The sequence below is a fragment of the Pseudomonas sp. CC120222-01a genome, assembly GCF_003097235.1.
Taxonomy (GTDB): domain Bacteria; phylum Pseudomonadota; class Gammaproteobacteria; order Pseudomonadales; family Pseudomonadaceae; genus Aquipseudomonas.
In genome coordinates this window covers 50,527-76,779 of record NZ_QEQQ01000006.1, presented here as the reverse complement: position 1 = coordinate 76,779, position 26,253 = coordinate 50,527, and the positions used below count along the sequence as shown (strand labels likewise).

The 26,253-nt window shown below is 63.0% G+C and carries 20 protein-coding genes and 1 other RNA gene; 8 read left to right on the top strand and 13 right to left on the bottom strand.

Annotation, left to right across the window (positions count from 1 at the left end; genetic code table 11):
- Positions 1-211 precede the first annotated feature (211 nt).
- The 6 genes from N430_RS10220 to puuE all read right to left on the bottom strand — a co-directional run bounded on the left by N430_RS10220 (position 212) and on the right by puuE (position 6,064).
- A complete protein-coding gene (locus tag N430_RS10220; RefSeq protein WP_110636820.1) occupies positions 212-997 on the bottom strand; it encodes an outer membrane protein OmpK in 786 nt (261 codons plus the stop codon).
- Between the two features lie 144 nt (positions 998-1,141).
- Positions 1,142-2,497: a nucleobase:cation symporter-2 family protein gene (locus N430_RS10215; RefSeq protein ID WP_110636683.1), complete on the bottom strand. Its 1,356-nt coding sequence runs from the start codon at positions 2,495-2,497 to the stop codon at positions 1,142-1,144.
- 196 nt (positions 2,498-2,693) lie between these two features.
- A complete protein-coding gene (locus N430_RS10210) occupies positions 2,694-4,022 on the bottom strand; it encodes a urate hydroxylase PuuD (RefSeq protein WP_027921247.1) in 1,329 nt (442 codons plus the stop codon).
- A 45-nt stretch (positions 4,023-4,067) separates the two neighbouring features.
- Complete coding sequence (locus tag N430_RS10205; RefSeq protein WP_054884133.1) at positions 4,068-4,571, bottom strand: ureidoglycolate lyase; 504 nt, start codon at positions 4,569-4,571, stop codon at positions 4,068-4,070.
- 51 nt (positions 4,572-4,622) lie between these two features.
- Positions 4,623-5,138, bottom strand: coding sequence for a 2-oxo-4-hydroxy-4-carboxy-5-ureidoimidazoline decarboxylase (gene uraD / locus N430_RS10200; RefSeq protein ID WP_103446552.1), 516 nt, complete (start codon positions 5,136-5,138; stop codon positions 4,623-4,625).
- Entirely contained in the window at positions 5,138-6,064 is a 927-nt protein-coding gene (puuE, locus tag N430_RS10195) for an allantoinase PuuE (RefSeq protein WP_027921250.1), read from the bottom strand. Before puuE ends, uraD begins: the two co-directional genes overlap by 1 nt.
- Before the next feature lie 376 nt (positions 6,065-6,440).
- Here puuE and uraH point away from each other — a divergent pair, with 376 nt between their 5' ends.
- Positions 6,441-6,794: a hydroxyisourate hydrolase gene (uraH, locus tag N430_RS10190; protein WP_054884130.1), complete on the top strand. Its 354-nt coding sequence runs from the start codon at positions 6,441-6,443 to the stop codon at positions 6,792-6,794.
- Between the two features lie 241 nt (positions 6,795-7,035).
- On the opposite strand, the gene N430_RS10185 is transcribed toward uraH, so the two are convergent.
- Positions 7,036-8,385 (bottom strand): NCS2 family permease, encoded by a 1,350-nt coding sequence (locus N430_RS10185; RefSeq protein WP_116583640.1) that lies wholly within the window; start codon positions 8,383-8,385, stop codon positions 7,036-7,038.
- 285 nt (positions 8,386-8,670) lie between these two features.
- Between N430_RS10185 and N430_RS10180 the strand changes: the two genes are divergently transcribed.
- Complete coding sequence (locus N430_RS10180) at positions 8,671-9,426, top strand: GntR family transcriptional regulator (protein WP_110636686.1); 756 nt, start codon at positions 8,671-8,673, stop codon at positions 9,424-9,426.
- 150 nt (positions 9,427-9,576) lie between these two features.
- Positions 9,577-10,275, top strand: a complete 699-nt coding sequence (aqpZ, locus tag N430_RS10175; RefSeq protein WP_110636690.1) for an aquaporin Z — start codon at positions 9,577-9,579, stop codon at positions 10,273-10,275.
- On the opposite strand, the gene guaD is transcribed toward aqpZ, so the two are convergent.
- The 4 genes from guaD to xdhA all read right to left on the bottom strand — a co-directional run bounded on the left by guaD (position 10,272) and on the right by xdhA (position 16,450).
- Positions 10,272-11,576 carry a guanine deaminase gene (guaD, locus tag N430_RS10170; protein WP_110636693.1) on the bottom strand — a complete coding sequence of 435 codons (1,305 nt, stop codon included), beginning with the start codon at positions 11,574-11,576 and terminating at the stop codon, positions 10,272-10,274. The two genes, aqpZ and guaD, sit on opposite strands and share 4 nt — an antisense overlap.
- 10 nt (positions 11,577-11,586) lie before the next feature.
- The gene (gene xdhC, locus N430_RS10165; RefSeq protein WP_110636696.1) at positions 11,587-12,432 is read right to left on the bottom strand and encodes a xanthine dehydrogenase accessory protein XdhC; all 846 of its coding nucleotides are present in this window, start codon (positions 12,430-12,432) and stop codon (positions 11,587-11,589) included.
- 171 nt (positions 12,433-12,603) lie between these two features.
- Positions 12,604-15,003 carry a xanthine dehydrogenase molybdopterin binding subunit gene (gene xdhB, locus N430_RS10160; RefSeq protein ID WP_110636698.1) on the bottom strand — a complete coding sequence of 800 codons (2,400 nt, stop codon included), beginning with the start codon at positions 15,001-15,003 and terminating at the stop codon, positions 12,604-12,606.
- Positions 14,996-16,450, bottom strand: coding sequence for a xanthine dehydrogenase small subunit (gene xdhA / locus N430_RS10155; RefSeq protein WP_110636701.1), 1,455 nt, complete (start codon positions 16,448-16,450; stop codon positions 14,996-14,998). Before xdhA ends, xdhB begins: the two co-directional genes overlap by 8 nt.
- A gap of 267 nt (positions 16,451-16,717) precedes the next feature.
- On the opposite strand from xdhA, the gene N430_RS10150 reads away from it, so the two are divergent.
- The 5 genes from N430_RS10150 to ffs all read left to right on the top strand — a co-directional run bounded on the left by N430_RS10150 (position 16,718) and on the right by ffs (position 24,727).
- Positions 16,718-17,377, top strand: coding sequence for a GntR family transcriptional regulator (locus N430_RS10150; RefSeq protein ID WP_110636704.1), 660 nt, complete (start codon positions 16,718-16,720; stop codon positions 17,375-17,377).
- Between the two features lie 3 nt (positions 17,378-17,380).
- Positions 17,381-20,869 carry a chromosome segregation protein SMC gene (gene smc, locus N430_RS10145; protein ID WP_110636707.1) on the top strand — a complete coding sequence of 1,163 codons (3,489 nt, stop codon included), beginning with the start codon at positions 17,381-17,383 and terminating at the stop codon, positions 20,867-20,869.
- Between the two features lie 204 nt (positions 20,870-21,073).
- A complete protein-coding gene (zipA, locus tag N430_RS10140) occupies positions 21,074-21,952 on the top strand; it encodes a cell division protein ZipA (RefSeq protein WP_110636711.1) in 879 nt (292 codons plus the stop codon).
- Positions 21,953-22,052: 100 nt separating this feature from the next.
- Complete coding sequence (gene ligA / locus N430_RS10135; RefSeq protein WP_110636714.1) at positions 22,053-24,383, top strand: NAD-dependent DNA ligase LigA; 2,331 nt, start codon at positions 22,053-22,055, stop codon at positions 24,381-24,383.
- Positions 24,384-24,630: 247 nt separating this feature from the next.
- Positions 24,631-24,727: signal recognition particle sRNA small type (gene ffs / locus N430_RS10125), an RNA gene on the top strand.
- A gap of 144 nt (positions 24,728-24,871) precedes the next feature.
- Here ffs and N430_RS10120 read toward each other — a convergent pair.
- Together N430_RS10120 and N430_RS10115 are read right to left on the bottom strand one after the other, a co-directional pair.
- Positions 24,872-25,297: a hypothetical protein gene (locus N430_RS10120; RefSeq protein ID WP_110636717.1), complete on the bottom strand. Its 426-nt coding sequence runs from the start codon at positions 25,295-25,297 to the stop codon at positions 24,872-24,874.
- A gap of 143 nt (positions 25,298-25,440) precedes the next feature.
- Positions 25,441-26,208, bottom strand: a complete 768-nt coding sequence (locus tag N430_RS10115; RefSeq protein WP_110636720.1) for an ABC transporter substrate-binding protein — start codon at positions 26,206-26,208, stop codon at positions 25,441-25,443.
- Positions 26,209-26,253 lie beyond the last annotated feature (45 nt).

Sequence of the window (26,253 nt, the reverse complement as noted above, 5' to 3'; positions counted from 1 at the left end):
CTCGACTCGTTCTGAACGGATGAAAATGGGTGTTTCAGGCTGGCAACACGTTGGCCAACCGCCCGAATTCATTGACTGAGCGGTCAGTAAACGCCGGCAGAATCCATCCTGCCGTGATCGAGGGGGCGCGCAGATTACTGGCTTGCGCGCCGCGCCTCAAGTGCTCCGTCCTGGAGCACCGTGATTCAAACCTGGGCGTTTGATCAGGTTTTTAGAAATGTACCTTGATCAGCGCACTGGCGACACTCTGATTGCTGTCCAGGTTGCCGCGGCTGTCGATGCCGTACTTGTCCTTCCAGTAGCTGTACTCGAAGCCGACGTAGAGCTGCTTGGCACCGATATTCAGGGCCTTGCCCAGGTCGTATTTGACCTGCGGGTTGAAGTGCAGGTTGGCGTGGTAGGTGCCGCGGTGGTTCTGGTCGTTGTCGGTGACCCAGTCCATGTAGCCGTCGATCAGGATGTCGGACTTGCCCACAGGAATGGTGTACGACCAGCCGGGGGTGATCTGCCAGACGTTGTCACCGGGGCGGTCGCCCTCGGTGTTGCGCACGTAGAAGTTCAGGGTGAAATAGTTGAAGCCGGGAATGTCCAGGTCGAAGCCGGGGCCGATCAGGTAGGCCTCGTTGTCGCCTTCGCCACGTTCGTAGGTCATCGCCAGCAGCACGTCCTTGATCGGGCCGAAGGCGAGCTTCTGGTCGAAGATCTTGCCGAACGACAGGCGTGGGCTGAACTCGCCGTAGTAGGTGTCTTCGCCTTTGCCGGGGTCGGCCTTGCCGTTGTAGAAGATCTTGTCGACGAAGAAGAACGTGTCGCCGTACTTCCATTTGTTGGCGTGTTCGAAGGTGATGGTCTGCTGGATATCGGGGTTGATCTTGAAGTCCTTGCCGTACAAGTACGTCAGGCTTTCGCCGTGCCACAGCAGCCAATCGCCTGCATGGGCGGGGAGGGTGGCCAGCAGGCTGCTGCCCAGCAGCAGGGACGAGGTGATGCGCTTCATGTTGTGATTCCCGGACTTATTGTTTTTGTTGGCGGTTTTTTCGGCGCGCAGGCGCCCCGAGCGGCCCATTCCGGCGGGTCGACGGTGATGCGGTTACTGCGGAAAGTGAGCAGGGGCGGCAAACTGCGCCGCCCCGCCTGTGGCTCAATGCTGGTGGCAGGCGTCGTTATGCACGGCGCGCTCGGCACCACCGAGGATGTTGAACAGCACGTTGAGCACCAGGGCACTGACCGTGGCCATGGCGATCCCGCTGTGGGTGATGGGTTCCATCCACTGCGGCATCTGCGCGAAGAACTCCGGCTTGACCACAGGGATCAGGCCAAAGCCGACGCTCACTGCCACCAGTAGCTGGTTGCGACGGTCGCCGATATCGGCTTCCTGGAGGATCTTGATCCCGGTGGCGGTGACCATGCCGAACATGGCAATGGACGCGCCGCCCAGTACTGCAGGCGGAATCGAAGCGATCAGGAAGGCCGCCTTGGGCAGCAGGCTGAGCACGATCAGCAGTGCACCTGCCGTGATCGTGACGTAGCGGCAACGCACGCCCGTCATCTGCACCAGGCCGATGTTCTGGGCGAACGAGGAGTGGGTGAAGGTGTTGAAGAAGCCGGCGATGAACGACGCACCGGCATCGCACAACAGGCCGCGACGCAGCATCCCAGGGGTAACTTCGCGATCAGTCACCTTGCCAAGGGCGAGGAACATGCCCGTCGACTCGACGAAGATGATCACCACCACCAGGCACATCGACAGGATCGGCGCCAGGCTGAAGGTCGGCATGCCGAAGTGCAGTGGGGTCACCACTTGCAGCCACGGCGTGTCGCCCAGGCCCGACAGGTCGACCATGCCGATGGAACCGGCCAGGATGTAGCCAAGGCCCATGCCCACCAGCACCGACACGTTGACCCAGAAGCCGCGCATGAAGCGGTTGATCAACAGGATGACAGCCAGCACCAGGCCAGCCACCAGCAGGTAGATCGGCGAACCGAAGGTCGCGGCGTTCTCGCCGCCACCGGCCCAGTTGACTGCCACCGGGAACAGCGACAGGCCAATCGAGGTGATCACCGTACCGGTGACCAGTGGCGGGAAGAAACGCACGACCTTGGACATGAACGGCGCCATCAGCATGCCGAAGAACCCGGCAGCGATGGTTGCGCCGAAGATCCCCTGCAGGCCCACGCCCGGCATGCCGGCCATGGCCACCATGCTGCCGACGGCAGCGAAGCTGGCACCCATCATCACTGGCATGCGGATCCCGACCGGGCCGATACCGAACGACTGGATGATGGTGGCGACACCGGCGACCAGCAGGTCGGCGTTGATCAGGAAAGCGACTTCTTCACGGGACAGGCCAGCGGCCTGGCCGATGATCAGAGGGACGGCAATCGCACCCCCGTACATCAGCAGTACATGTTGCAGGCCAACCAGGAACAGTTGGAACAGGGGCAGAGGCTGTCGCGGCGGCGCAACTGGAATGTACGCCTTGCGTGACTCGGACATGCAGCACCTCGAGTTTTGTTTTTATTCTCGGATCCAAGCGCAGGTCGCAAGCGGCAGGCCAAGGCAGCCCGGGTTTCCCGCCAGCAGTCGAACGCTCGATGCTTGCTTGTTGCGTATGTCTTGAAGCAGAGGCCGGGTTTACCGGCCTCTTCGCGGGCAAGCCCGCTCCCACAGGGAGAGCGGGGCGCCCGATGGATCAGTTGACCTGGGCGCCTTTGGCGATCCAGTCACCGACGAGCTTGCGCTCTTCGGCGGTCATCTGGGTGATGTTGCCCAGCGGCATGATCTGGCTGGCAACCGCTTGCGCCTGAATGCGCGCGGCCTGGGCCTGAATCTGCTGCGGGGTGTCGAACATCACGCCGGCAGGGGCTGCGCTGAACAGTGGGCTGGTCGGTTTCGACGAGTGGCACACGCTGCAGCGTTCCTGGATGACTTTGTGGATCTTGTCGAAGTCGCCACCGGCAGCCTGTGCGGTCGCCTGGGCCGGAGCCTCGGCTGGCGCGGCTGGGGCTTCGGCGGCCTTCGCGGCTTCCTCGGCGCGCAGCTCGGCAGCGGTCTTGCCGCCGACGGCGGTGGCTGGCAGCGGCTGGTACTCGACCTTGGCTGCGGCCTGCTCAGGGCTGACGGCCATCGGCTTGGGACCGGTGACGTAGGCCAGGCAGATCATCGCCAGGGCGCCGACCGGCAGGGTCCAGGCGTACTTGTTGCTGTCGTGACGGGTGTTGAAGTAGTGGCGGATCAGAACCGCGGCTACTGCGATGCCTGCCAGGATCAGCCAGTTGTACTGGCTACCGTAGGTGCTCGGGAAGTGGTTGCTGATCATGATGAACAGCACCGGCAGGGTGAAGTAGTTGTTGTGACGCGAGCGCAGCAGGCCCTTGGCCGGCAGTACCGGGTCCGGGGTCTGGTTGTTCTCGATCGCCGCCACCAGCTGGCGCTGGGCCGGCATGATGATGCGGAACACGTTACCGACCATGATGGTGCCGATGATCGCACCGGTGTGCAGGTATGCACCACGGCCACTGAACACCAGGCTGAAGCCGAAGCAGGCGGCGATGATCAGGACGAACAGCACGGCGCCGAGCAGGGCAGGGTGCTTGCCCAGCGGCGAGTCGCACAGGAAGTCGTAGATGAACCAGCCGGCGACCAGCGAACCGATACCGATGGCCACGCCTTCGGCACCGCTCAGGGTGCTGCCGGGTGCCAGCAGGTACAGGCTCGGGTTCCAGTAGAACACCACGCACAGCAGGGCGATACCGGACATCCAGGTGAAGTAGGCTTCCCATTTGAACCAGTGCAGGTTCTCGGGCATTTTCGGGGGTGCGAGCTTGTATTTCTCCAGGTGGTAGATACCACCGCCGTGAATCGCCCAGAGATCACCCGACAACCCATCGCGCGGGTTGCTTCGGTTCAGGTGGTTCTCCAGCCAGACGAAGTAGAACGATGCACCGATCCAGGCGACACCGGTGATCATGTGAACCCAGCGAATGCTCAGGTTCAGCCATTCGTGAAGGTGTGCTTCCACAGTATGTACCTCTGCCGATCACCGTGAACGATGACCGACCTTTTCTTATTGGTGGGGATTGAGGATCAGCATCTGTTCCTCGGTGAAGTAATGCTCATCGCAGTTGTTGCCAGAACCACTGCGATCAACCACCAGGAAGTCATCCCGCTTTTCGATCGTCAGCACCGGGTGGTGCCAGACGCCGCGATGGTAATTAACGCCCTGCCTGCCGTTACTACGGAAGGCACGGACCAAGCCTGATACAGGTGCATCGCCAACGGGCGCGACCACGATCAGAAAGGGGTTGCCGAGCAGCGGGATGAAAGCCTGGCTGCCCAGCGGATGGCGCTCCAGCATGCGCACGGTCAGCGGCATGTCCTGCGCGTCGGCGCGGAAGATGCTGATGATCGCCTTGTCTTCAGGCTCGGCGGTCTCGACCGTGGCGAGCTTGTGAAAGCGCATGGTCGAGCCGTTGTTGATCATGAAGTGGTCGCTGCCATCGGTTTCGATCACGTCTCCGAATTCGGCGAAGGCTTCTTTGGTCAGGGGCTCGATCATCAGGGTGCGCATGCGGTTATCTCTTCTATTGTTCGTTTTTCTGAATATGGGTTCGGCTGGTGCTTACAGCTGCAGCAGGCGGAACAGGGCGATCAGGTTGATCTGCGCCAGGGCTTCCTTGAATTCGGCATCGGTATCGTTGTGGATGCGTTTTTCGAAGGCGGCGAGGATCTGGTGCCGGTTGCTGCCCTTGACCGCCATGATGAACGGGAACTGGAACTTGGCCTTGTAGGCGTCGTTCAGTTCGGTGAACCGGGCGAACTCTTCGGCGGTGCACTCGTGGATGCCGGCGCCGGCCTGTTCGTTGGTGCTCGATTCGGTCAGCTCGCCCTGGATGGCGGCCTTGCCGGCCAGGTCCGGGTGAGCGTTGATCAGCGCCAGCTGGTCGGCATGGTTGGCGCTGAGCAGGATGTCGCTCATGCGCTGGTGCAGCGCCTCGATCTCGTCCAGTTCGCCCAGCTGGCCCAGGTCGTAGGCTTTTTCGGCGACCCACGGCGAGTGCTCGTAGATGTCGGCGAACACCTTGACGAAAGCGTCACGGTCCAGGGCGGATGGCTTGAGGGTTTTGAAGGCGGTCATCAGGCGTTCTCTTTCTTGTACGGGTGGGTGGCGTGCCAGTGGCGGGCGATGTCCACGCGACGGGCGAACCAGACCTGGTCGTGGCTCTTGGCGTAATCGACGAAGCGCTTGAGCGCAGCCAGGCGCGCCGGGCGGCCGACCAGGCGGCAGTGCAGGCCGATGGAGAGCATCTTCGGTGCTTCGGCGCCTTCTGCGTAGAGCACGTCGAAGGCGTCTTTCAGGTACTGGAAGAACTGCTCGCCGCAGTTGAAGCCCTGCACCTGGGTGAAGCGCATGTCGTTGGTGTCGAGGGTGTACGGGATCACCAGGTGCGGCTTGCCGGTCGGGTTGTTCGGTTCCCAGTAGGGCAGATCGTCGTCGTAGGTGTCGCTGTCATAGAGGAAGCCACCTTCCTCCATCACCAGGCGGCGGGTGTTCGGGCCGGTGCGGCCGGTGTACCAGCCCACTGGGCGTTCACCGGTGAGTTCGGTGAGGATGCGGATGGCTTCGAGCATGTGCTCGCGCTCCTGGGCCTCGTCCATGTTCTGGTAGTCGATCCAGCGGTAGCCGTGGCTGCAGATCTCGTGACCGGCTTCGGCCATGGCGCGGATCACATCGGGGTGGCGCTGGGCGGCCATGGCCACGGCGAAGATGGTCAGTGGGACGCCGCTGTCCTTGAACAGCTTGAGCAGGCGCCACACGCCGGCGCGGCTGCCGTACTCGTACAGCGATTCCATGCTCATGTTGCGCGCACCCTGCAGAGGCTGGGCGGCTACCATCTCGGACAGGAAGGCTTCGGACTCTTTGTCACCGTGCAGGATGTTGCGTTCGCCGCCTTCTTCGTAGTTGAGGACGAAAGACAGCGCGATGCGAGCGTTGCCCGGCCATTGCGGGTGAGGAGGGTTGTTGCCGTAACCGATCAGGTCGCGAGGGTAGTCAGCACTCACTGCAGTCTTCCTTCTTGTGTGTTGGTGCGGGGTGGGCGGGCCGCGTCGGGATGTCGCACCACCGGATGGGCTGATTGTATACAACTTCTGAAATCTTTTGTAAGCCTGTTTTTCCGCATTTCTTCCCTTTTGTCGCATGAGAACGTGTTGCAAGAAACCTGCCTGAATGGTCAGTTAATGACATCAGGCTCTGCACAGCGTCTGTATTTGCGACTGATGGCCGGTTTGCCGGGGCTGCGACGGAAGGGATTAAAAAATTGTGTACAATCTGGCGGTGAAATGTCTTAATGGCGTCATTCCCGCACATCGCAGGCCCTAAGTTGGGGCGTTGGCTGTGTATTTTTTGCCCATAGATTGAACAAGAGGCGACAAGCAGATGGGACGTTTGACCACACACGTACTGGATGCCGCGCATGGCTGCCCAGGCAGCTCGATCAAGGTCGAGCTGTATCGCGTCGAAGGCCAGCAGCTGGAGCTGGTGAATACTGCCCTGACCAACAGTGATGGCCGTGTCGACGCGCCGCTGCTGCAGGGTGACGATTACCGTACCGGCGTCTACCAGCTGCAGTTCAGCGCTGGCGCCTATTACCGTGCCCGCGGCGTGCAGCTGCCGGACACGGCGTTTTTGGATGTTGTCGTGCTGCGTTTCGGCATTGATGAAAAGCAGGAGCACTACCACGTGCCGCTGCTGATCTCGCCGTACAGCTATTCGACCTATCGCGGAAGCTAGTTGGTCGCTAGAAGAATCTTCGTAGGTCCTTTGGCCCGCTCCCACACTGGCGGGCTTTTTTTCGTCTGCTGGTTTTGTCGTAGCTGTGCTGGCCTCTTCGCGGCGGTTCGACGCCTCGATAAACCCGCTCCCACAGGATCACAAGAACTCCTGTGGGAGCGGGCTTGCCCGCGAAAGGGCCGGTACAGGCTATAGAAATAAAGAAAGGGCGCCGAAGCGCCCTTGGTTGGTGCGGTGAGGGTCAGAGGAACACGAACTTGGCAATGAAGATCGCGCACAGCACCCACAGGCTGGCCGAGATCTCCTTGTACTTGCCGGTCCCTGCCTTCAATGCCACATAGCTGATGAAGCCCAGGGCGATACCGTCGGCGACGGAGAAGGTCAGCGGCATCATGATTACCGTGACGATCGCCGGAATACTGTCGGTGGCTTCGTCCCAATGAATGTGCGCCATGCTGCCCATCATCAGCATCGCCACGTAGATCAGCGCGCCGGCAGTTGCGTAAGCCGGGATCATTCCAGCCAATGGCGCGAAGAACATCGCGGCGACGAACAGAATGCCCACCACCACTGCAGTCAGACCAGTACGGCCACCTGCTGCTACACCAGCGGCACTTTCTACATAGCTGGTCACCGGTGGCACGCCGACCACAGCACCGAACACGCTGGAAGCACTGTCGGCCTTCAACGCACGGGACAGGTTCTCGATGCGGCCATCAGGTGCCACCAGGTTCGCCCGCTGCGCCACGCCCATCAGGGTGCCGGCAGTGTCGAACATGTGCACGAACAGGAAGGCCAGCACCACGCTGATCATGCTGACGTTGAACACGCCAGCCACGTCCATGGCCATCCAGGTCGGTGCCAGGCTCGGCGGCATCGACATCACCCCGCCGAACTTGACCAGGCCCAGGCCCCAGCCCGCCAGAGTGACGCCGATGATGCTGATCAGGATCGCCCCGAACACCCGCTTGTAGCTGAGGATGGCGATCAGCAGGAAGCACAGCGCCGCCAGCAGTGGCCCCGGCTCATGCAGCGAGCCCAGCTTGATCAGCGTGGCGGGGCTGTCGACGATGATGCCGGCGGTCTTCAGGCCGATCAGCCCGAGGAACAATCCGACGCCGGCCCCCATGGCATGGCGCAGGCTGACCGGGATGCTGTTGAGCAGCCATTCGCGCACTTTTGACAAGGTCAGGAACATGAACAGCACGCCCGAGACGAACACCGCCCCCAGCGCCGTTTCCCAGTTGTAGCCCATGGTGCCGACCACGGTGTAGGTAAAGAAGGCATTCAGCCCCATGCCCGGCGCCAGGCCCACCGGCCAGTTGGCGTACAGGCCCATCAGCAGGCAGCCCAGTGCGGCGGCGATGCAGGTGGCGACGAAGGCGGCACCATGGTCGATGCCGGCGTCGGCCATGATGTTAGGGTTGACGAAGATGATGTAGGCCATGGTGATGAAGGTGGTCACCCCGGCGATCAGCTCGGTTTTGACAGTGCTGCCGTGTTGCTTGAGTTTGAAAATCCGTTCCAGCCAACTCGTTTCGAGCGGCGGCGCGAGATCCAGCGTAGGGGCTTCGGATTTGCGGCTTTCCACAGCGAGTACTCCTCAAGTCTTTCTTGTTGTTGTTGGAGCCAGGGTCCTGAGCAATGCACTTGGTGGCTCCGCGAGGGAAGGCAGACGTCTGACGCGTTTTGTTGACTCACGGGTCAAGATGTTGCCCGATGGATTATGCTTTTGTGTACAAAGAATGCAAATAATGTTTTATCTTTTGTGTGCGCAATGCGTCGTACAACGGCTATATAGGTAAAACGCCCCCTGCGGAATCGCCTCAGCCTGTGTACAATGGCGCCATACTTTCTCTTCGTGCCTCGAGAGCCCATGAACGAACAGCTGCAACCTCTGAAAAAACCTGCGCGTACTGGCAAGGCCGGCCGCAGTGGTACCCAGGACGACATCGTCTACGCGCACATCTTCGAGGCGATTCTCGAGCAGCGATTGGCGCCGGGCACCAAGTTGAGCGAGGAAGCGCTGGGCGAGATCTTTGGCGTCAGCCGCACCATCATCCGCCGCGCCCTGTCGCGCCTGGCCCATGAAAGCGTGGTGCTGCTGCGGCCCAATCGCGGTGCGGTGGTGGCCAGCCCGACGGTTGAAGAGGCACGTCAGGTGTTCTTCTCGCGGCGCATGGTCGAACGTGCCATCACCGAGTTGGCCGTGCAGCACGCGACGCTGGAGCAGCTCAACGAACTGCGTCAGATGGTGCGCGAGGAGCGCGACAGCTTCTCCCGTGGCGACCGCGGCGCCGGTATCCGCCTGTCCGGCGAGTTTCACCTGAAGTTGGCTGAAGCCGCTGGCAATGCCCCGCTGGTCAGCTTCCAGCGCAGCCTGGTGTCGCAAACTTCGCTGATCATCGCCCAGTATGAAACTGGCACCCGCTCGCACTGCTCGTATGACGAGCACATGCAGCTGATCGATGCGATTGAGGCGCGTGATGCCGAGCAGGCGGTGAGCCTGATGATGCACCACATGGACCATATCGACAGCAAGCTGAACCTGGACGAGGAAAGCGCCTCGGACGACCTGCATGCCGTGTTCTCGCACCTGCTGAAAAAGCCCAAGGTGTCGGCCAAGGGTTGATCGTTTGCCTGATGTGACCGAAGGGCTGCATTTGCAGCCCTTCGTCGTTACTGGCCAATAGCCAAACCTCTGCTAAATTCTTGTGAGCAAACCTTCATCAAGCAGTTGGGCTTGCGCATCCATTGCGTTCCACTACTTGAGGAAAGGTCGATGACCATGTCTCTGGGTACACGGATGGGGGCCGAGCTGATCGGCACCTTCTGGTTGGTTCTTGGTGGTTGTGGCAGTGCCGTACTCGCAGCCAGTTCTCCCGTCGGCATCGGTGTGCTCGGTGTCGCCTTCGCCTTCGGTCTTACCGTGCTGACCATGGCCTTTGCCATCGGTCATATCTCCGGTTGTCATCTCAACCCCGCCGTGTCGTTCGGGCTGGTGGTCGGTGGCCGCTTCCCGGCCAAAGAGCTGCTGCCCTATGTGATCGCCCAGGTGATCGGCGCCATCCTGGCCGCTGGCGTGATCTATCTCATCGCCAGCGGCAAGGCCGGCTTCGAGCTGTCCTCGGGCCTGGCGTCCAACGGTTACGCCGACCATTCGCCTGGCGGCTACACGCTGGGCGCGGGCTTTGTCAGTGAAGTGGTGATGACCGCCATGTTCCTGGTGGTGATCATGGGCGCCACTGACGCCCGTGCCCCGGCAGGTTTCGCGCCGATTGCCATCGGCCTGGCCCTGACCCTGATCCACCTGATCTCGATCCCGGTGACCAATACCTCGGTCAACCCCGCACGTAGCACGGGGCCGGCCTTGTTCGTCGGCGGCTGGGCCTTGCAGCAGCTGTGGCTGTTCTGGGTGGCGCCGCTGATCGGGGCTGCGATCGGCGGCGCGCTGTACCGGGGGCTGGCGAAAGAACCTTAGCGCTGGTGCACGCAACGCCCCGCGGCGTAGGTTTCGCGCACGGTGCGGTCGTCGCCCAGGGTGGTTAGTACGAACAGGGTTTCTTCAATGCTGCTGGACTGCTGAATGCGGTAGTCCAGCAGCGGCGTGGCCTTGTAGTCGAGCACCACGAAGTCGGCATCGTTGCCCGGGCGCAGACTGCCGATACGGTCGTCCAGGCGCAAGGCGCGAGCGCCGCCGAGGGTGGCCAGGTACAGCGACTTATACGGGTGCAGGCGCGCGCCTTGCAGCTGCATCACCTTGTACGCCTCGTTCAGGGTGTTGAGCAGCGAGAAGCTGGTGCCGGCGCCGACGTCGGTGCCCAGGCCCACGTTGACCTTGAAGCGCTCGGCCTGGGGCAGGTTGAACAGGCCGCTGCCGAGGAACAGGTTGGAGGTCGGGCAGAAGGCCACGGCCGAGCCGGTTTCCGCCAGGCGCTGGCATTCGCTGTCGCACAGGTGCACGCCGTGGGCGAACACTGAGCGCTCGCTGAGCAGCTCGAAGTGGTCGTAGACGTCCAGGTAGCCTTTCTGCTCGGGGAACAGTTCTTTCACCCAGTCGATTTCCTTGAGGTTCTCGGACAGGTGGGTGTGCAGGTAAAGGCCCGGGTATTCCTTCAGCAACTGACCGGCCAGGGCCAGTTGTTCCGGCGTGCTGGTCGGGGCGAAGCGTGGGGTCACTGCGTAGTGCAGGCGGCCCTTGCCATGCCAGCGCTCGATCAGCTGCTTGCTTTCGGTGTAACCGGACTCGGCGGTGTCGGTCAGGTAGTCCGGGGCGTTGCGGTCCATCATCACCTTGCCGGCAATCATCCGCAGGTCCAGGCGCTCGGCTTCTTCGAACAGGGCGTTGACCGACTGCGGGTGCACGCTGCCGAACACCAGGGCGGTGGTGGTGCCGTTGCGCAGCAGTTCCTTGAGGAAGATCTTCGCCACCTTGTCGGCGTGCTCCTTGTCGGCGAACTGCTTTTCGCAAGGGAAGGTGTAGGTATTCAGCCAGTCCAGCAGTTGCTCGCCGTACGAGCCGATCATGCCGGTCTGCGGGAAGTGAATGTGGGTATCGATGAAGCCCGGGGTGATCAGTGCGTCCTGGTAATGCACCACCTCGATGTCGGCTGCCAGGCTCGGCAGCAGCTCGCTGGCCGGGCCAACGGCGCTGATGCGGCCATCGTCGATCACCAGCAGGCCGTCCTCGAAGTACTCATGGGAAGCGTCCAGGCCTACCTCGGCCGGGTCGGCGATGCTGTGCAGGATGGCGGCACGGTAGGCTTTGCGGGTAACGGTCATAACACACTCGTCAAATGGCTTGGCTGCGCCGGGAGGGCGGCAGCAACTGGGCAATGGGGCCAGCGTTGGCGGCAGCGTCGTGCTGGCCGAAGCAGGCGTTGTAGGTGGCAATGATTTCGCCGGCGATGGACACGGCAATCTCGATCGGCAGCTTGCCCTTGACCTCGGGCAGGCCCATCGGGCAGCGCATGCGCGCCAGCACGGCATCGTCGTAGCCGCGCTCGCGCAGGCGGTGCTCGAACTTGACCCGCTTGGTCTTCGAGCCAATCAGGCCGAACCAGGTGAAATCGTTGCGCTTGAGAATGGCGGCGGTCAGTTCCAGGTCGAGCTGGTGATTGTGGGTCATGACGATGCAGTAGCTGCCTGGCGGCAGGTCCGCGACTTCGTCGACCGGTTCTTCACTGACGACCTTGCTCACCCCGTTGGGGATGAGTTCGGGGAATTCCTGTTCACGCGAGTCGATCCAGCGCACCCGGCAGGGCAGCGCGGCGAGCAAGGGTACCAGAGCACGGCCGACATGGCCCGCGCCGAACACGGCGATCTCGGCCTGCACCGCAGCCATCGGCTCGAACAGCAACACGGTGGCACCGCCGCAGCACTGGCCGAGGCTGGCGCCGAGGCTGAAGCGCTCCAGGTGCGGGGTGTTGCGGTGTTCCTCGAGCATCTGCCGGGCGATGTGCAGGGCCTTGTATTCCAGGTGGCCGCCGCCGATGGTGTCGAACAGGCCGGTGGCGCTGACGACCATCTTCGAGCCAGCGTTGCGCGGGGTCGAGCCGCGCTCCTCGATGATGGTCACCAGCACGCAGGCTTCGCCGCGGGACTGGTGGTCGGCGAGGGCGTTGATCCATTGGTGCATGATTCAGATCCTCTTCAGATCAACACGGCCCGCTTTGTGTGGGAGCGGCCTTGCGTCGCGAAAGGGCTGCGCAGCAGCCCCAAAACTCTATGTTGCAGCACACATCCCGGGGCCGCTTCGCGACCCTTTCGCGACGCAAGGCCGCTCCCACAAAAAAGCGGTCCTACGGTGTTACTGAGTGACGATTTCCAGTTCCTGTTGAGTCGGCTGCGCTGCAGCCACCGCCTTGCGCATCTGCTCGCATCCCCACAACACCCGCTCCGGCGTCGCCGGCGCATCCACCTGTGGCTGCACGCGGTAGTCGGCGATGCTGGCCACGGCGTCCTTGAGCGCACACCAGGCAGCGATGCCAAGCATGAACGGCGGCTCGCCCACGGCCTTGGAGTGGAACACGGTGTCTTCCGGGTTCTTGCGGTTTTCCACCAGCTTCACCCGCAGGTCCAGCGGCATGTCGGCCACCGCCGGGATCTTGTAGCTGGCCGGGCCGTTGGTCATCAGCTTGCCCTTGGCGTTCCACACCAGCTCTTCGGTGGTCAGCCAGCCCATGCCCTGGATGAAGCCGCCTTCGACCTGGCCGATGTCGATGGCCGGGTTCAGCGAATCGCCTACGTCATGCAGGATGTCGGCGCGCAGCATCTTGTACTCGCCGGTCAGGGTGTCGACGATCACTTCCACGCAGGCAGCGCCGAAGGCGAAGTAGTAGAACGGCCGGCCGCGTGCCTGGCTGCGGTCGTAGTAGATCTTCGGCGTGCGGTAGAAACCGGTGGTCGACAGCGACACCTGGGCAAAGTACGCCTGCTGCACCAGTTGCTCGAAGCTGACGATCTGGTCGCGCACGCGCACATGGCCGTTGCGGAATTCGACGTCTTCCTCGGTCACCTGATAGTGCCGTGCGGCAAACTCGGTGAGGCGCTTCTTGAGGATCTCGGCAGCGTTCTGGGCAGCCTTGCCGTTCAGGTCGGCGCCACTCGAAGCGGCGGTCGGCGAAGTGTTGGGCACTTTGTCGGTGTTGGTGGCGGTGATCTGGATGCGGCTGAAATCGACCTGGAACACCTGCGCCACCACCTGTGCCACCTTGGTGTTCAGGCCCTGGCCCATCTCGGTGCCGCCATGGTTCAGGTGAATGCTGCCGTCGGTGTAGATGTGGATCAGCGCACCGGCCTGGTTGAGGAAGGTGGCGGTGAACGAGATACCGAACTTGACCGGCGTCAGCGCCAGGCCCTTTTTCAGGACCGGGCTGTTGGCGTTGAAGCGGCGGATCGACTCGCGGCGCTCGGCGTAGTCGCTGCTGGCTTCCAGTTCGGCGGTCATCTCCTCGAGCATGTTGTGCTCGACGGTCTGGTAGTAGTGGGTGACGTTGCGTTCGGTCTTGCCGTAATAGTTGGCCTTGCGCACGGCCAGCGGGTCGCGGCCCAGGTGGCGGGCGATGTGGTCCATCACCTGTTCGATGGCGACCATCCCCTGCGGGCCGCCGAAGCCCCGGTAGGCAGTATTGGAGGCGGTGTTGGTCTTGCAGCGGTGGCCGTGCACGGTGGCATCGCCCAGGTAGTAGGCGTTGTCGGAGTGGAACATGGCGCGGTCGACGATCGAGCCGGACAGGTCGGGCGAGTAGCCGCAGTTGCCGGCCAGGTCGAGGTTGATGCCGTGCAGGCGGCCATCGTCGTCGAAGCCGACGTCGTACTCTACATAGAACGGGTGGCGCTTGCCGGTCATGGTCATGTCTTCGACCCGTGGCAGGCGCATCTTGGTCGGCTGGCCGGTCAGGCGCGCGACCACTGCGCACAGGCAGGCCGGGCTGGCCGCCTGGGTTTCCTTGCCGCCGAAGCCGCCGCCCATGCGGCGCATGTCCAGCACCACCTTGTTCATCGGCACGTCGAGTACTTCGGCGACCAGCTTCTGCACTTCGGTGGGGTTCTGCGTGGAGCAGTAGACGATCATGCCGCCGTCCTCGGTGGGCATCACCGAGGAGATCTGGGTTTCCAGGTAGAAGTGCTCCTGGCCGCCGATGTGCAGGGTGCCTTGCAGGCGGTGCGGGGCGCTGGCCAGGGCGGCGGCCGAATCGCCGCGCTGGTGGGTGTGGCTGTCGAGCACGAAGTGCTTCTTGCGCAAGGCATCGACCACGTCCAGCACCGGCTCCAGGTCTTCGTACTCGACGATGGCAGCCATGGCCGCACGGCGCGCAGTATCCAGGTCGCGGGCCGCCACGGCGAGCACCGGCTGGCCGAAGAACTCGACCTTGTCGATGGCCAGCAGCGGGTCGCCGGCGACCACCGGGCCGATGTCCTTCAGGCCCGGGATGTCTTCGTGGGTGATGGCGATGCGCACGCCTTCGAAGGCGTAGCAGGGCGTGGTGTCGATGCGCAGGATGCGCGCATGGGCACGGTCTGCGGTGCGCGCATAGACATGCAGCTGGTTGGGGAATTCCAGGCGGTCGTCGATGTACAGCGCTTCGCCCGACACATGTTTGTCGGCGCTGTCGTGCTTGACGCTGCGGCCGACCCCGGTGGTCAGGTCCTGGCTGAACAGTTCGGCCATCTCGGCCTGGCTCTTGGCTACGTGATGGTTAGACATAGTCGGTCACCCGGGTCTCGATGTAGGGCGTTTGCTGTTCGATGAAGTACTTGCGCAGCAGGTTCTGCGCGGTCAGCAGGCGGTATTCCTTGCTGGCGCGGAAGTCGCTGAGCGGGGTGAAGTCTTCGGCCAGGGCCTGGCAGGCGCGTTCGACGTTGGCCTGGTTCCACGGCTTGCCGCGCAAGGCGGCTTCGCAGGCACGGGCGCGTTTCGGGATGGCCGCCATGCCGCCGAAGGCAATGCGCACGCCGCTGACCACACCGTCTTCGATGCTCAGGTTGAAGGCGCCGCACACGGCGGAGATATCGTCGTCCAGGCGTTTGGACACTTTATAGGCACGGAAAGCCCAGTCGTTGCTGGCGCGTGGCACGATGATCTTCTCGATGAACTCGCTGTCCTGGCGGGCCGTGATGCGGTAGTCGATGAAGTAGTCTTCCAGCGGCATGACCCGCTGGCGCTCGCCCTGGCGCAGCACCACCTGCGCATCGAGGGCGATCAGCAGGGGTGGCGAGTCGCCGATGGGCGAGGCGTTGCCGATGTTGCCGCCGAGGGTGCCCTGGTTGCGAATCTGCAGCGAGGCGAAGCGGTGCAGCAGGTCGCCGAAGTCCGGGAATTCCTCGTTGAGTGCGCCGTAGCAGTCGGTGAGCGGGGTGGCGGCGCCGATTTCCAGGTGGCTGGCGGTCTTGTCGATCCGCTTGAGTTCGGCGACATGGCCGACGTAGATCATTACCGGCAGGGTCTTGTGGAACTGGGTGACTTCCAGCGCCAGGTCGGTACCACCGGCCAGCAGGCGGGCTTCAGGGTGCGAGCTGTACAGGTCGGCCAGGTCGGCTACGGTCAGCGGCACCAGGCAGCGCTTGTCGCCACTGTTGAGCTCGCCGGTCTGGGTCGGGGCGATGGCCTTGAGGCGGGCGATGGTCTGCCCCTGCTGAGCGTCGAACTGGTCGCGGCAGGGCAGGCGGCAGCTTTGCTCGGCGGCGTCGAGGATCGGGCGGTAACCGGTGCAACGGCACAAGTTGCCGGCCAGGGCTTCCTGGGCCTGGTGCAGGTCGGCGCCCTGGCTGTTCTTCTGCAGGGCGAACAGCGACATGACGAAACCGGGGGTGCAGAAGCCGCATTGCGAGCCATGGCAATCGGCCATGGCCTGCTGCACGCTGTGCAGTTGCCCGTTGTGCTTGAGGCCTTCGACGCTGATCAGTTGCTTGCCGTGCAAGGAGGAAACGAACGTCAGGCAAGCGTTCAGGCTGCGGTAGCGCAGGCTGTCCTCGCCGTCTTCATTCTGGACAAGCTCGCCGACCACCACGGTGCAGGCGCCGCAGTCGCCACTGGCGCAGCCTTCCTTGGTGCCGGGTTTGCCCAGGTGCTCACGCAGGTACTGCAGCACCGTCATGTTCGGGTCCAGGGCATGCTCACTACGCAGCTCCTGGTTGACGAGAAACTGGATCACGGGGATGGCCTCGCAATGGTTTTATTGTTGTTGGGCGGACAATAAGCAGACCTGTCGCAGTGGTCAATATTTTTCTGACTCAAAGGTCAGGAAAATGCGTATGTCGACGCCCAGCCGAACACAGTGCCCCTATCACAAGCATAGATCGCGCCGTGTGGCTGGCTGTCTGGCAGCTCAAATAAAGCGCCATGCCCCTCTGCGCGTGGGCTGGGCAAGTGCGCTACAATCGCTCCCTTGTGCCCAGTTCAATGATTTTGAAGGAAAACCATGACGTTCAAGGCGCCGGACAGCCTCTCCGAGCAGATTGCCGACTACCTGGCCGAACGCATCATTCGTGGCGAGCTTGCGCCCGGTGAGCGGATCCAGGAGCAGAAGGTCACCCAGGCCCTCAGCGTCAGCCGCGGCTCGGTGCGCGAAGCGCTGTTGATCCTCGAACGTCGCCATCTGATCGCGATCCTGCCGCGACGTGGCGCCCATGTCACCGAACTGGACGAGCGCAGCGTGCGCAGCCTGTGCACTCTGATGGGCGAGTTCTATATCCTGCTCGGCAACGCCGTTGCCCAGAAATGGCGCCTGGAAGCCGACCTGCGCCCGTTTCTGGACATCCAGCAGCGTCTGCAGCATTCCCGCGATCGCCAGGACATCAAGGTGTTCGTCGCCGAGAGCTTTGCGGTGATGCGCGCTGCCTACCCCTTCGCTGACAACCCTTACCTGCAGGAAACCGTAGAAAACCTGCAGCCAGCCATGAGCCGTGCTTATTACCTGGCCCTGGACCAGCGCCAGGCCAACATGGACGACTATCTCGACCTGTTCGCCCGCCTGCTCGAAGCCGTGGTTGCCCGTGACCTGCCGCGCATCCGCGAGGTGCTCACCGCTTATGGCCAGCGCAGCTGCGAACTGGTGCTGGCGGCGCTGGCCCGGGGCTGACCGATGCGCCTGAAGTGCATTCGCCTGGCCGGGTTCAAGTCGTTCGTCGACCCGACCACGGTCAACTTCCCCAGCAACATGGCGGCCGTGGTCGGCCCCAACGGCTGTGGCAAGTCCAACATCATCGACGCCGTGCGCTGGGTGATGGGTGAGAGTTCGGCGAAGAACCTGCGCGGCGAGTCGATGACCGACGTCATCTTCAACGGCTCCACCAGCCGCAAGCCGGTGAGCCAGGCCAGCATCGAGCTGGTGTTCGACAACAGCGAAACCACCTTGCTGGGTGAATACGCCGCCTACGCCGAGATTTCCATCCGCCGCAAGGTTACCCGCGACGGGCAGAACAGTTATTACCTGAACGGCACCAAATGCCGCCGTCGGGACATTACCGACATTTTCCTCGGCACCGGCCTGGGCCCGCGCAGCTACTCGATCATCGAGCAGGGCATGATCTCCAAGCTGATCGAGGCCAAGCCCGAAGAACTGCGCAACTTCATCGAAGAAGCGGCCGGCATCTCCAAGTACAAGGAGCGCCGCCGCGAGACCGAAAGCCGCATCCGCCGCACCCAGGAGAACCTGGCGCGGCTGACCGACCTGCGCGAAGAGCTGGAGCGCCAGCTCGAACGCTTGCACCGCCAGGCCCAGGCCGCCGAGAAATATCGCGAATACAAGGCCCAGGAACGCCAGCTCAAGGCGCGCTTGTCGGCATTGCGCTGGCGTGACCTGGACGAGCGGGTGCGGCAGCGCGAGACGGCGATCGGCGATCAGGACATCGCCCACGAGGCGCTGGTTGCCGAGCAGCGCAACGCCGATGCCAGCATCGAGCGCCTGCGTGACGGCCACCATGAGTTATCCGAACGTTTCAACCAGGTGCAGGGTCGCTTCTATTCGGTGGCCGGTGACATCGCCCGGGTGGAGCAGAGCATCCAGCACGGCCAGCAGCGCCTGCGCCAGTTGCAGGATGACCTCAAGGAAGCCGAGCGCACCCGTCAGGAAACCGAATCGCACCTGGGCCATGACCGCACCCTGCTGGCTACCCTGGGTGAAGAGCTGGCCATGCTCGAGCCGGAGCAGGAACTGACCCTGGCCGCCGCCGAGGAGTCCGCCGCTACCCTCGAAGAGGCCGAGCTGGGCATGCACGCTTGGCAGGAGCAGTGGGACGGCTTCAATACCCGCTCCGCCGAGCCACGGCGCCAGGCCGAAGTGCAGCAGGCGCGCCTGCAGCAGCTGGAAACCAGCCTGGAGCGCCTGGCCGAGCGACAGCGCAAGCTGGTCGAGGAAGGCGAGCAACTGGGTGTGGAGCCACAGGATGCCGCTCTGCTCGATCTCTCCGAGCAACTGGCCAGCAGCGAGATGCTGCTCGAAGAGTTGCAGTTGTCGGAGGAGCAGGTGGTCGAGCGCCTGGAAAGCGTGCGCGAGCAACTGCAGCAAGCGACCAGTGCCCAGCAACAGCAGCAGGGCGACCTGCAGCGCCTCGGTGGTCGCCTGGCCTCGTTGGAGGCGCTGCAGCAGGCCGCGCTGGAACCGGGCGTCGGCGCCGCCGACTGGTTGCGCGAGCAAGGCCTGGAGCAGCGCCCGCGCCTGGCGGAGGGCCTGCGCGTGGAGCCGGGTTGGGAGCTGGCGGTGGAAACCGTGCTTGGCGCCGATCTGCAGGCCGTGCTGCTGGACGATTTTGCCGGGCTGGACTTCAGCGGCCTGGAGCAGGGCGAACTACGCTTGTTGCTGGCGGCTGGCGACAGTGACCGTCAGCCCGGCAGCCTGCTCGACAAGGTCGAAGGGCACATCGATCTGGCCCCGTGGCTGGGTCGGGTGCAGCCGGTCGAAGACCTCGCCGAGGCTCTGGCACGGCGCGCCGCGTTGGCCGAAGGGCAGAGCCTGGTCAGCCGGGATGGCTATTGGGTTGGCCGCCATTTCCTGCGCGTCAGCCGAGGTGGCGAGGCCCAAGGTGGCGTGCTGGCCCGTGGTCAGGAAATCGAACGCCTGGGTCAGGAGCAGCTCGAGCTTGAAGCAGCACTGGAGCAGCTGGACCAGCAGCTTCAGGTAACCCGCGAGCAGCAGCTCGAGCTGGAGGAGCAGCGTGAGCAGTTGCGCCGCCGCACTCAGGATGAAAGCCGCCAGCATGGCGAGCTCAAGGCCAGCCTCTCCGCTGGCCGTGCCCGCGCCGAGCAGGTGGAGCTGCGTCGTCGCCGCCTGCAGGAAGAGCTGACCGAGCTTCAGGAGCAGCGTGCCCTGGAGCAAGAGCAGCTGGGTGAGGCGCGCCTGGTGCTGCAGGAGGCTCTGGACCTGATGGCCCAGGACACCGAGCAGCGCGAACAGCTGATGGCGCGCCGCGACACCCTGCGCGAAGGCCTCGACCGTATCCGCCAGGAAGCCCGCCAGCACAAGGACCACGCCCATCAGTTGGCCGTGCGGCTGGGTTCGTTGCGCGCGCAGCACGACTCCACCCGTCAAGCCCTGGAGCGCTTGGAGCAGCAAGCTGCACGCCTGAGCGAGCGCCAGGAGCAGTTGAGCCTGAACCTGGAGGAAGGTGAGGCGCCGCTCGAAGAACTGCGCCTGAAGCTCGAAGAGTTGCTGGAGCGGCGCATGAGCGTCGATGAAGAAATGCGCCTGGCGCGCCTGCACATGGATGAGGCCGATCGCGCACTGCGCGATGCCGAAAAGCGCCGCACTCAGGCCGAGCAGCAAGCTCAGCTGTTGCGCGGTCAGCTGGAACAGATGCGTTTGGAGAGCCAGGGATTGGATATCCGTCGCAAAACCCTACAGGAACAATTGCTCGCCGACGGCTACGATTTGCAGGGCGTGCTCGCCACGGTCGAGGCCGAGGCCAGCGAGCAGGGCACCGAACAGGAGTTGGAGCAGGTCGAAGGCCGCATCCAGCGCCTGGGTGCAATCAACCTGGCAGCCATCGAGGAGTATGAGCAGCAGTCCGAGCGCAAGCGTTACCTGGACGCCCAGGACGCCGACCTGGTCGAGGCCCTGGACACCCTGGAAAACGTCATCCGCAAGATCGACAAGGAAACCCGCAACCGCTTCAAGGATACCTTTGATCAGATAAATGCCGGATTACAGGCACTTTTTCCAAAAGTTTTCGGTGCTGGCAGCGCTTATCTGGAACTGACGGGCGAAGATCTACTCGATACAGGGGTGACGATCATGGCGCGCCCGCCAGGCAAGAAGAACAGCACCATCCATCTACTGTCCGGCGGCGAGAAGGCACTGACCGCATTGGCGCTGGTGTTTGCCATCTTCAAGTTGAACCCCGCACCGTTCTGCATGCTCGACGAGGTCGATGCGCCGCTGGACGATGCCAACGTCGGGCGGTACGCCCGGCTGGTGAAGGAAATGAGTGAAAGCGTGCAGTTCATCTACATCACCCATAACAAGATTGCCATGGAGATGGCGGATCAATTGATGGGGGTGACCATGCACGAGCCCGGTTGCTCACGTCTTGTTGCAGTTGATGTGGAGGAGGCCCTGGCCATGGTAGACGCCTGATGAGCGAAGATAGGGCGAAAACTGTAGGCAAATGCCCCTGTCATGTGCGACAGACGGTGTAAAGTTGTCTTTGGTCGTGCTAGCTTAATGTCACTCGTTTTTTGCGTGGGTAAAACGCCTGTCAGAACATAGAGTTGGCGCCACGTGTTAAAGGGCTTTGAACCCTTTGTTTTCAAGCATATTTTTATAGAGGCACGGGATTACATGGAAATCGGTCTGCGCGAGTGGCTGATCGTCATCGGCGTCATTGTCATCGCCGGTATTCTTTTCGACGGCTGGCGCCGCATGCGCGGCGGAAAAGGCAAGCTGAAATTCCGTCTGGATCGCAGTTATTCCAACCTGCCGGACGAGGAGGGTAGCGCTGAGGTGCTCGGCCCGTCGCGGGTGCTGGATACCCAGAAGGAACCTGAACTGGACGAGGGCGACTTGCCTTCGGTCAGTGCGCCGGCGCGTGAGCGTGAACCGAAGCCGGCCAAGGCCAGCAAGCGCGGCAAGCGCGCGGCTGAAGCACAGCAACAGGGCGACCTGAACTTGGCCGCCGAACCGCGCGAGCCCGATCTTTTCGCCGATGCTGACGAAGATTTCCCTGCTGACAACCATCGCAACAACGCTGCCGCGCCTGGCGCCAGTGTTGCCAAGGAGTTGCCGCCGGCCGAAGAGGTGCTGGTGATCAGTGTGATCTCCCGTGACGAAGGCGGTTTCAAGGGCCCGGCGCTGCTGCAGAATATCCTCGAAAGCGGGCTGCGTTTCGGCGAGATGGATATCTTCCACCGCCACGAAAGCATGGCCGGCCACGGTGAAGTGCTGTTCTCCATGGCCAACGCGGTCAAGCCGGGTATCTTCGACCTGGACGACATCGACCACTTCAGCACCCGTGCGGTGAGCTTCTTCCTCGGCCTGCCAGGCCCGCGTCACCCGAAGCAGGCCTTCGACGTGATGGTGGCGGCAGCACGCAAGCTGGCCCACGAACTCAATGGCGAACTGAAGGACGACCAGCGCAGCGTGCTGACCGCCCAGACCATCGAGCACTACCGCCAGCGCATCGTCGAGTTCGAGCGCCGTGCGCTGACCCAGAAGCGCTGATGTGCCCAAGTGGGCGGACCTGGCCTCGGTCTCGCCCACCCTGTTTCAAGCGCAAGAGCAGCCCTGGGCTGCTCTTTTGCTTTGCAAGAGAACCTGAAAAATGACCGCCGAAACCCGAATCCACGCACTGCGCGCCGAACTTGACCAGCACAACTATCGCTATTACGTGCTCGACGAACCGAGCGTGCCCGATGCCGAATACGACCGCCTGTTCAATGAACTCAAGGCGCTCGAAGCCGAGCACCCGCATCTGGTGACTCCCGACTCGCCCACCCAGCGTGTCGGCGGCGCTGCCCTGGCAGCCTTCAGCCAGGTACGTCATGAAGTGCCGATGCTTAGCCTGGGCAACGCCTTCGAGGAGGCCGACCTGCGCGAGTTCGGCCGCCGGGTGGTCGAGGGGCTCGACCAGCCTGGCGCGGTGGACTTCAGTTGCGAGCCGAAGCTCGATGGCCTGGCGGTAAGCCTGCTCTACCGCGATGGCCAGCTGGTGCAGGGCGCCACCCGTGGCGACGGCACCACCGGCGAGGACATCAGCGCCAACGTGCGCACCGTGCGCAACATCCCGCTGAAGCTGCAGGGCGAGGGCTGGCCCGCCGTGCTCGAAGTGCGTGGCGAGGTGTACATGAGCAAGGCCGGTTTCGACCGCCTCAATGCTGCCCAGGCTGAAGCGGGCGGCAAGACCTTCGCCAACCCGCGCAACGCCGCTGCCGGCAGCCTGCGCCAACTGGATTCGAAGATCACCGCCAGCCGTCCGCTGGAATTCTGCTGCTATGGCGTCGGGCAGGTTTCCGAGAGCATTGGCGAAAGTCACATCGGCATCCTTGAGCAGCTCAAGCAGTGGGGCCTGCCGATCAGTCGCGAGCTCAGGCATGCGGCCGGTATCGAAGAGTGCCTGGCCTACTACCGCGACATCGGCGAGCGGCGCAACAGCCTGCCGTACGAAATCGACGGCGTGGTCTTCAAGGTCAATAGCCTGGCGGCCCAGCGCGAGTTGGGTTTCCGGGCGCGTGAGCCACGCTGGGCCATTGCCCACAAGTTCCCGGCCATGGAAGAGCTCACCGAAGTACTGGACGTGGAATTCCAGGTCGGTCGTACCGGTGCGGTCACGCCCGTGGCGCGCCTGAAGCCGGTCAAGGTGGCGGGCGTGACGGTGTCCAACGCCACCCTGCACAACATGGACGAAATCGCCCGGCTGGGGCTGCGCATTGGTGACACGGTGATCATCCGTCGAGCCGGTGACGTGATCCCGCAGGTCATGCAAGTGGTGCTCGAGCGCCGCCCTGAAGATGCCCGCCCGGTGCACGTGCCGAGCGAATGCCCGGTCTGTGGCTCGCAGGTCGAGCGTACCCAGTTGGTCAAGCGCAGCAAGGGCAAGGAAACCACCAGTGAGGGCGCGGTGTACCGCTGCGTCGGCCGCCTGGCCTGCGCTGCCCAGCTCAAGCAGGCGATCATCCACTATGTTTCCCGCCGCGCCATGGACATCGATGGCCTGGGCGAAAAAAGCGTCGAGCAGTTGGTGGATGAAGGGCTGATCAGCTCGCCGGCCGATCTGTACAAGCTGGAGTTCGATCAGGTCGTCGGCCTGGAGGGCTTTGCCGAGGTTTCCAGCAAGAAGCTGCTGGACGCCATCGAAGCCAGCAAGCGCCCGAGCCTGGCTCGCTTCATCTACGCCTTGGGCATTCCGGATGTCGGCGAGGAGACGGCCAAGGTCCTGGCCCGCTCGCTGGGCAGCCTGGCCCGCGTACAGCAGGCGCTGCCACAGGTGCTGACCTACCTGCCGGACATCGGCCTGGAAGTCGCCTACGAGATCCACAACTTCTTCGAGGACGAACACAACCGCAAGGTCATCGAGCAATTGCTTGCCTGCGGTATGCAACTGCAGGATGAAGGCGAACTGGCTGCCGAATTCGCCGCCAGCACGACCCTGGCCGGCATGATCGCCAAGCTGGACATCGCCTCGGTCGGCCCGACCGGCGCCGAGAAGCTGGTAGCCAAGCTCGATAGTTTGGACAAGATCATTGCCGCTGATGGCATCGACCTGCGCCAGGCCCTGGCGGCGAAGCAGGCCGAGGCGGTGCGCGAGTTCTTCAAGGATGAGGCCAACCAGAAGCTGGCCCGAGATATCGAGGCCCAGCTGTTGGCGTTCGGCATGCACTGGAGTAGCGAGAAGAAAGTGGCCGAAGGCCTGCCGCTGGCCGGCCAGACCTGGGTGCTGACAGGGTCCCTGGAGCGCTTCAGTCGCGACATTGCCAAGGAGAAGCTGGAAGGGCTGGGCGCCAAGGTGGCCGGTTCGGTGTCTGGCAAGACCCATTGTGTGGTGGCTGGCCCTGGTGCGGGTTCCAAGCTGGCCAAGGCCAGTGAGCTGGGCGTGAAGGTGCTGGATGAAGAGGCCTTCGTTGCCTTCCTGGCGGAGCATGGCATCACCGTCTGATGCCTTGCCACAATCCCTGTGGGAGCGGGCGTGCCCGCGAAGCAGGCAACGCGGTCGATGGCACCGGCTATGCAGGTGTTCGCGGGCACGCCCGCTCCCACAGGGACCTCTTATAACCATGCCGGCCACTTCAACCCAGACAAGTCATTGAGAAATGATGACTTTTTCTTCCACAGAGGTTGTATCTTCGCCCCAGACCGGTACAATGGCGCGGCTCGCTGCTTGGCGAGCCGTGTAGTGGTGGCCCCATCGGTCCCCCCGCATTGATTACCCGTTAACCTGGTCAGGCCCGGAAGGGAGCAGCCATAGCGGGAACATCGAGTGCCGGGGTGTGGCTGGTGGGGCCGCCTCCATTTCCGGGGTCGGAAAGTTGAATTCGGCCTTGCGCATCACCTCTCCCACCTTGTGATCACTGATTACAGCTGTCGCATGATCCTTTGCGCTGCGAGATCGAGCGCCGCGTGTACGGCGCTGATTGGCTGATGCCCTTAAAGGCTGTATTTCTCATCAATCCTGCGCTTGTCGAGCGCGTAGCGCTTGATGTCGATCGCTTCGGTCTCCAGCTGGGCATCCAGCTCGTCCATCTCGCGCTTTTTCAGCGTTGCGATATGAGCCTTGGTGGCTTGATAGTTGATCATCTCTGCAGCGTCATGCCCGCTGACAGGGTCCCAGAGGATGGAGAGCGGCCAGCACAGCAGGTTCACCACACCGAAGCCATAAGCGCGGCCGTAGAACGATCCGCCACCTGGAAGCAGGCCGAGGCCGGCGGCAAGGCCGGGTTTTTTCTCTTCTACCGAGAGGTTTCTGGCGCGGTAGCCAGCGAGCTCCGACTCCTGGACCGAATTGAGGCCGGTGGCACAGCCAGTGGTCAGCGCTATCAATGCGGCAGCGGTCAGATTTCGAGCGGTGGACATGCAACTTTCCTTAGTGTGGGTACGGTTCTCGCCCCGCGCAGGGCGTCGGGGCGCGTAACTCTACACTGAGTGGTGGCACATTGATATTGTGTCGTCGCTGGCGCTTCGGGAGTTGTTGTCAGGCAGTCGTTATCCCATTCGGCTCAAGGCTGGACCACCGAAATCTCCCCTGAATACCCTGTCGCCCCATACCGCTGCACAATCCGTTCGATCTCCCCCGACTGCCTCATTCGCACCAAGGCCCGCAAAATCCCCTGGGTCGGTATCGCCGGGTCGTTTCTCACCATGCACCCTAGCGCCTGTTCCTCCAGTACCGCCTGCATCTGCAGGCGTTGCCCGGCTGGCAGTCCCTGGTTGAACCACTGCAGTGACAGTTCATTGCTCACCGCATGCTGATACCGCCCGATCTGCAGCTTCTGCAGCGCCAGTTGCTGGCTGCGGCTGTCCTCCCGCAGCAGGCGACCCTGGGCAAACAACGGTTCCAGGGTGCCGTAGGCATACCCCAGCACCGTGCCGATCGCCTGGGGTGGCAGTTGTTCAGGGCGAGCAGGGGTAGCGTCGCCCGGTCGCCCGACCAGCACGTCGCGCTGCAGAATCAACGGAATGCTCCAGACGAAATTCCCTGGCCGATCATTGAACCACTGGCTGCTCACATAGCAGCGCACATCGATGTCACCCGCATCCATTGCCTGTTGCAGGCGCAGGCGGGCCATCACGTGATACTCCGGGCGCACGCTGGCCTCCCGGGCCAGTGCCTGGATCAGGTCGAATACCAGGCCTTCCACCGGCTGGCCGCCTTCGATCCGCACCAGCGGCATGCTCCAGCTCTCGGCCACGGAAAAGCGCAGCACCGGGAGGTCCGCCAGGCTGTGGGTGGTCCAGAGCAATAGCAGGGCCAACAAACGTCGCAATGCACATCCTCCTTGAACAGCGCGCCAGTTGCTTAGCTTAGACGA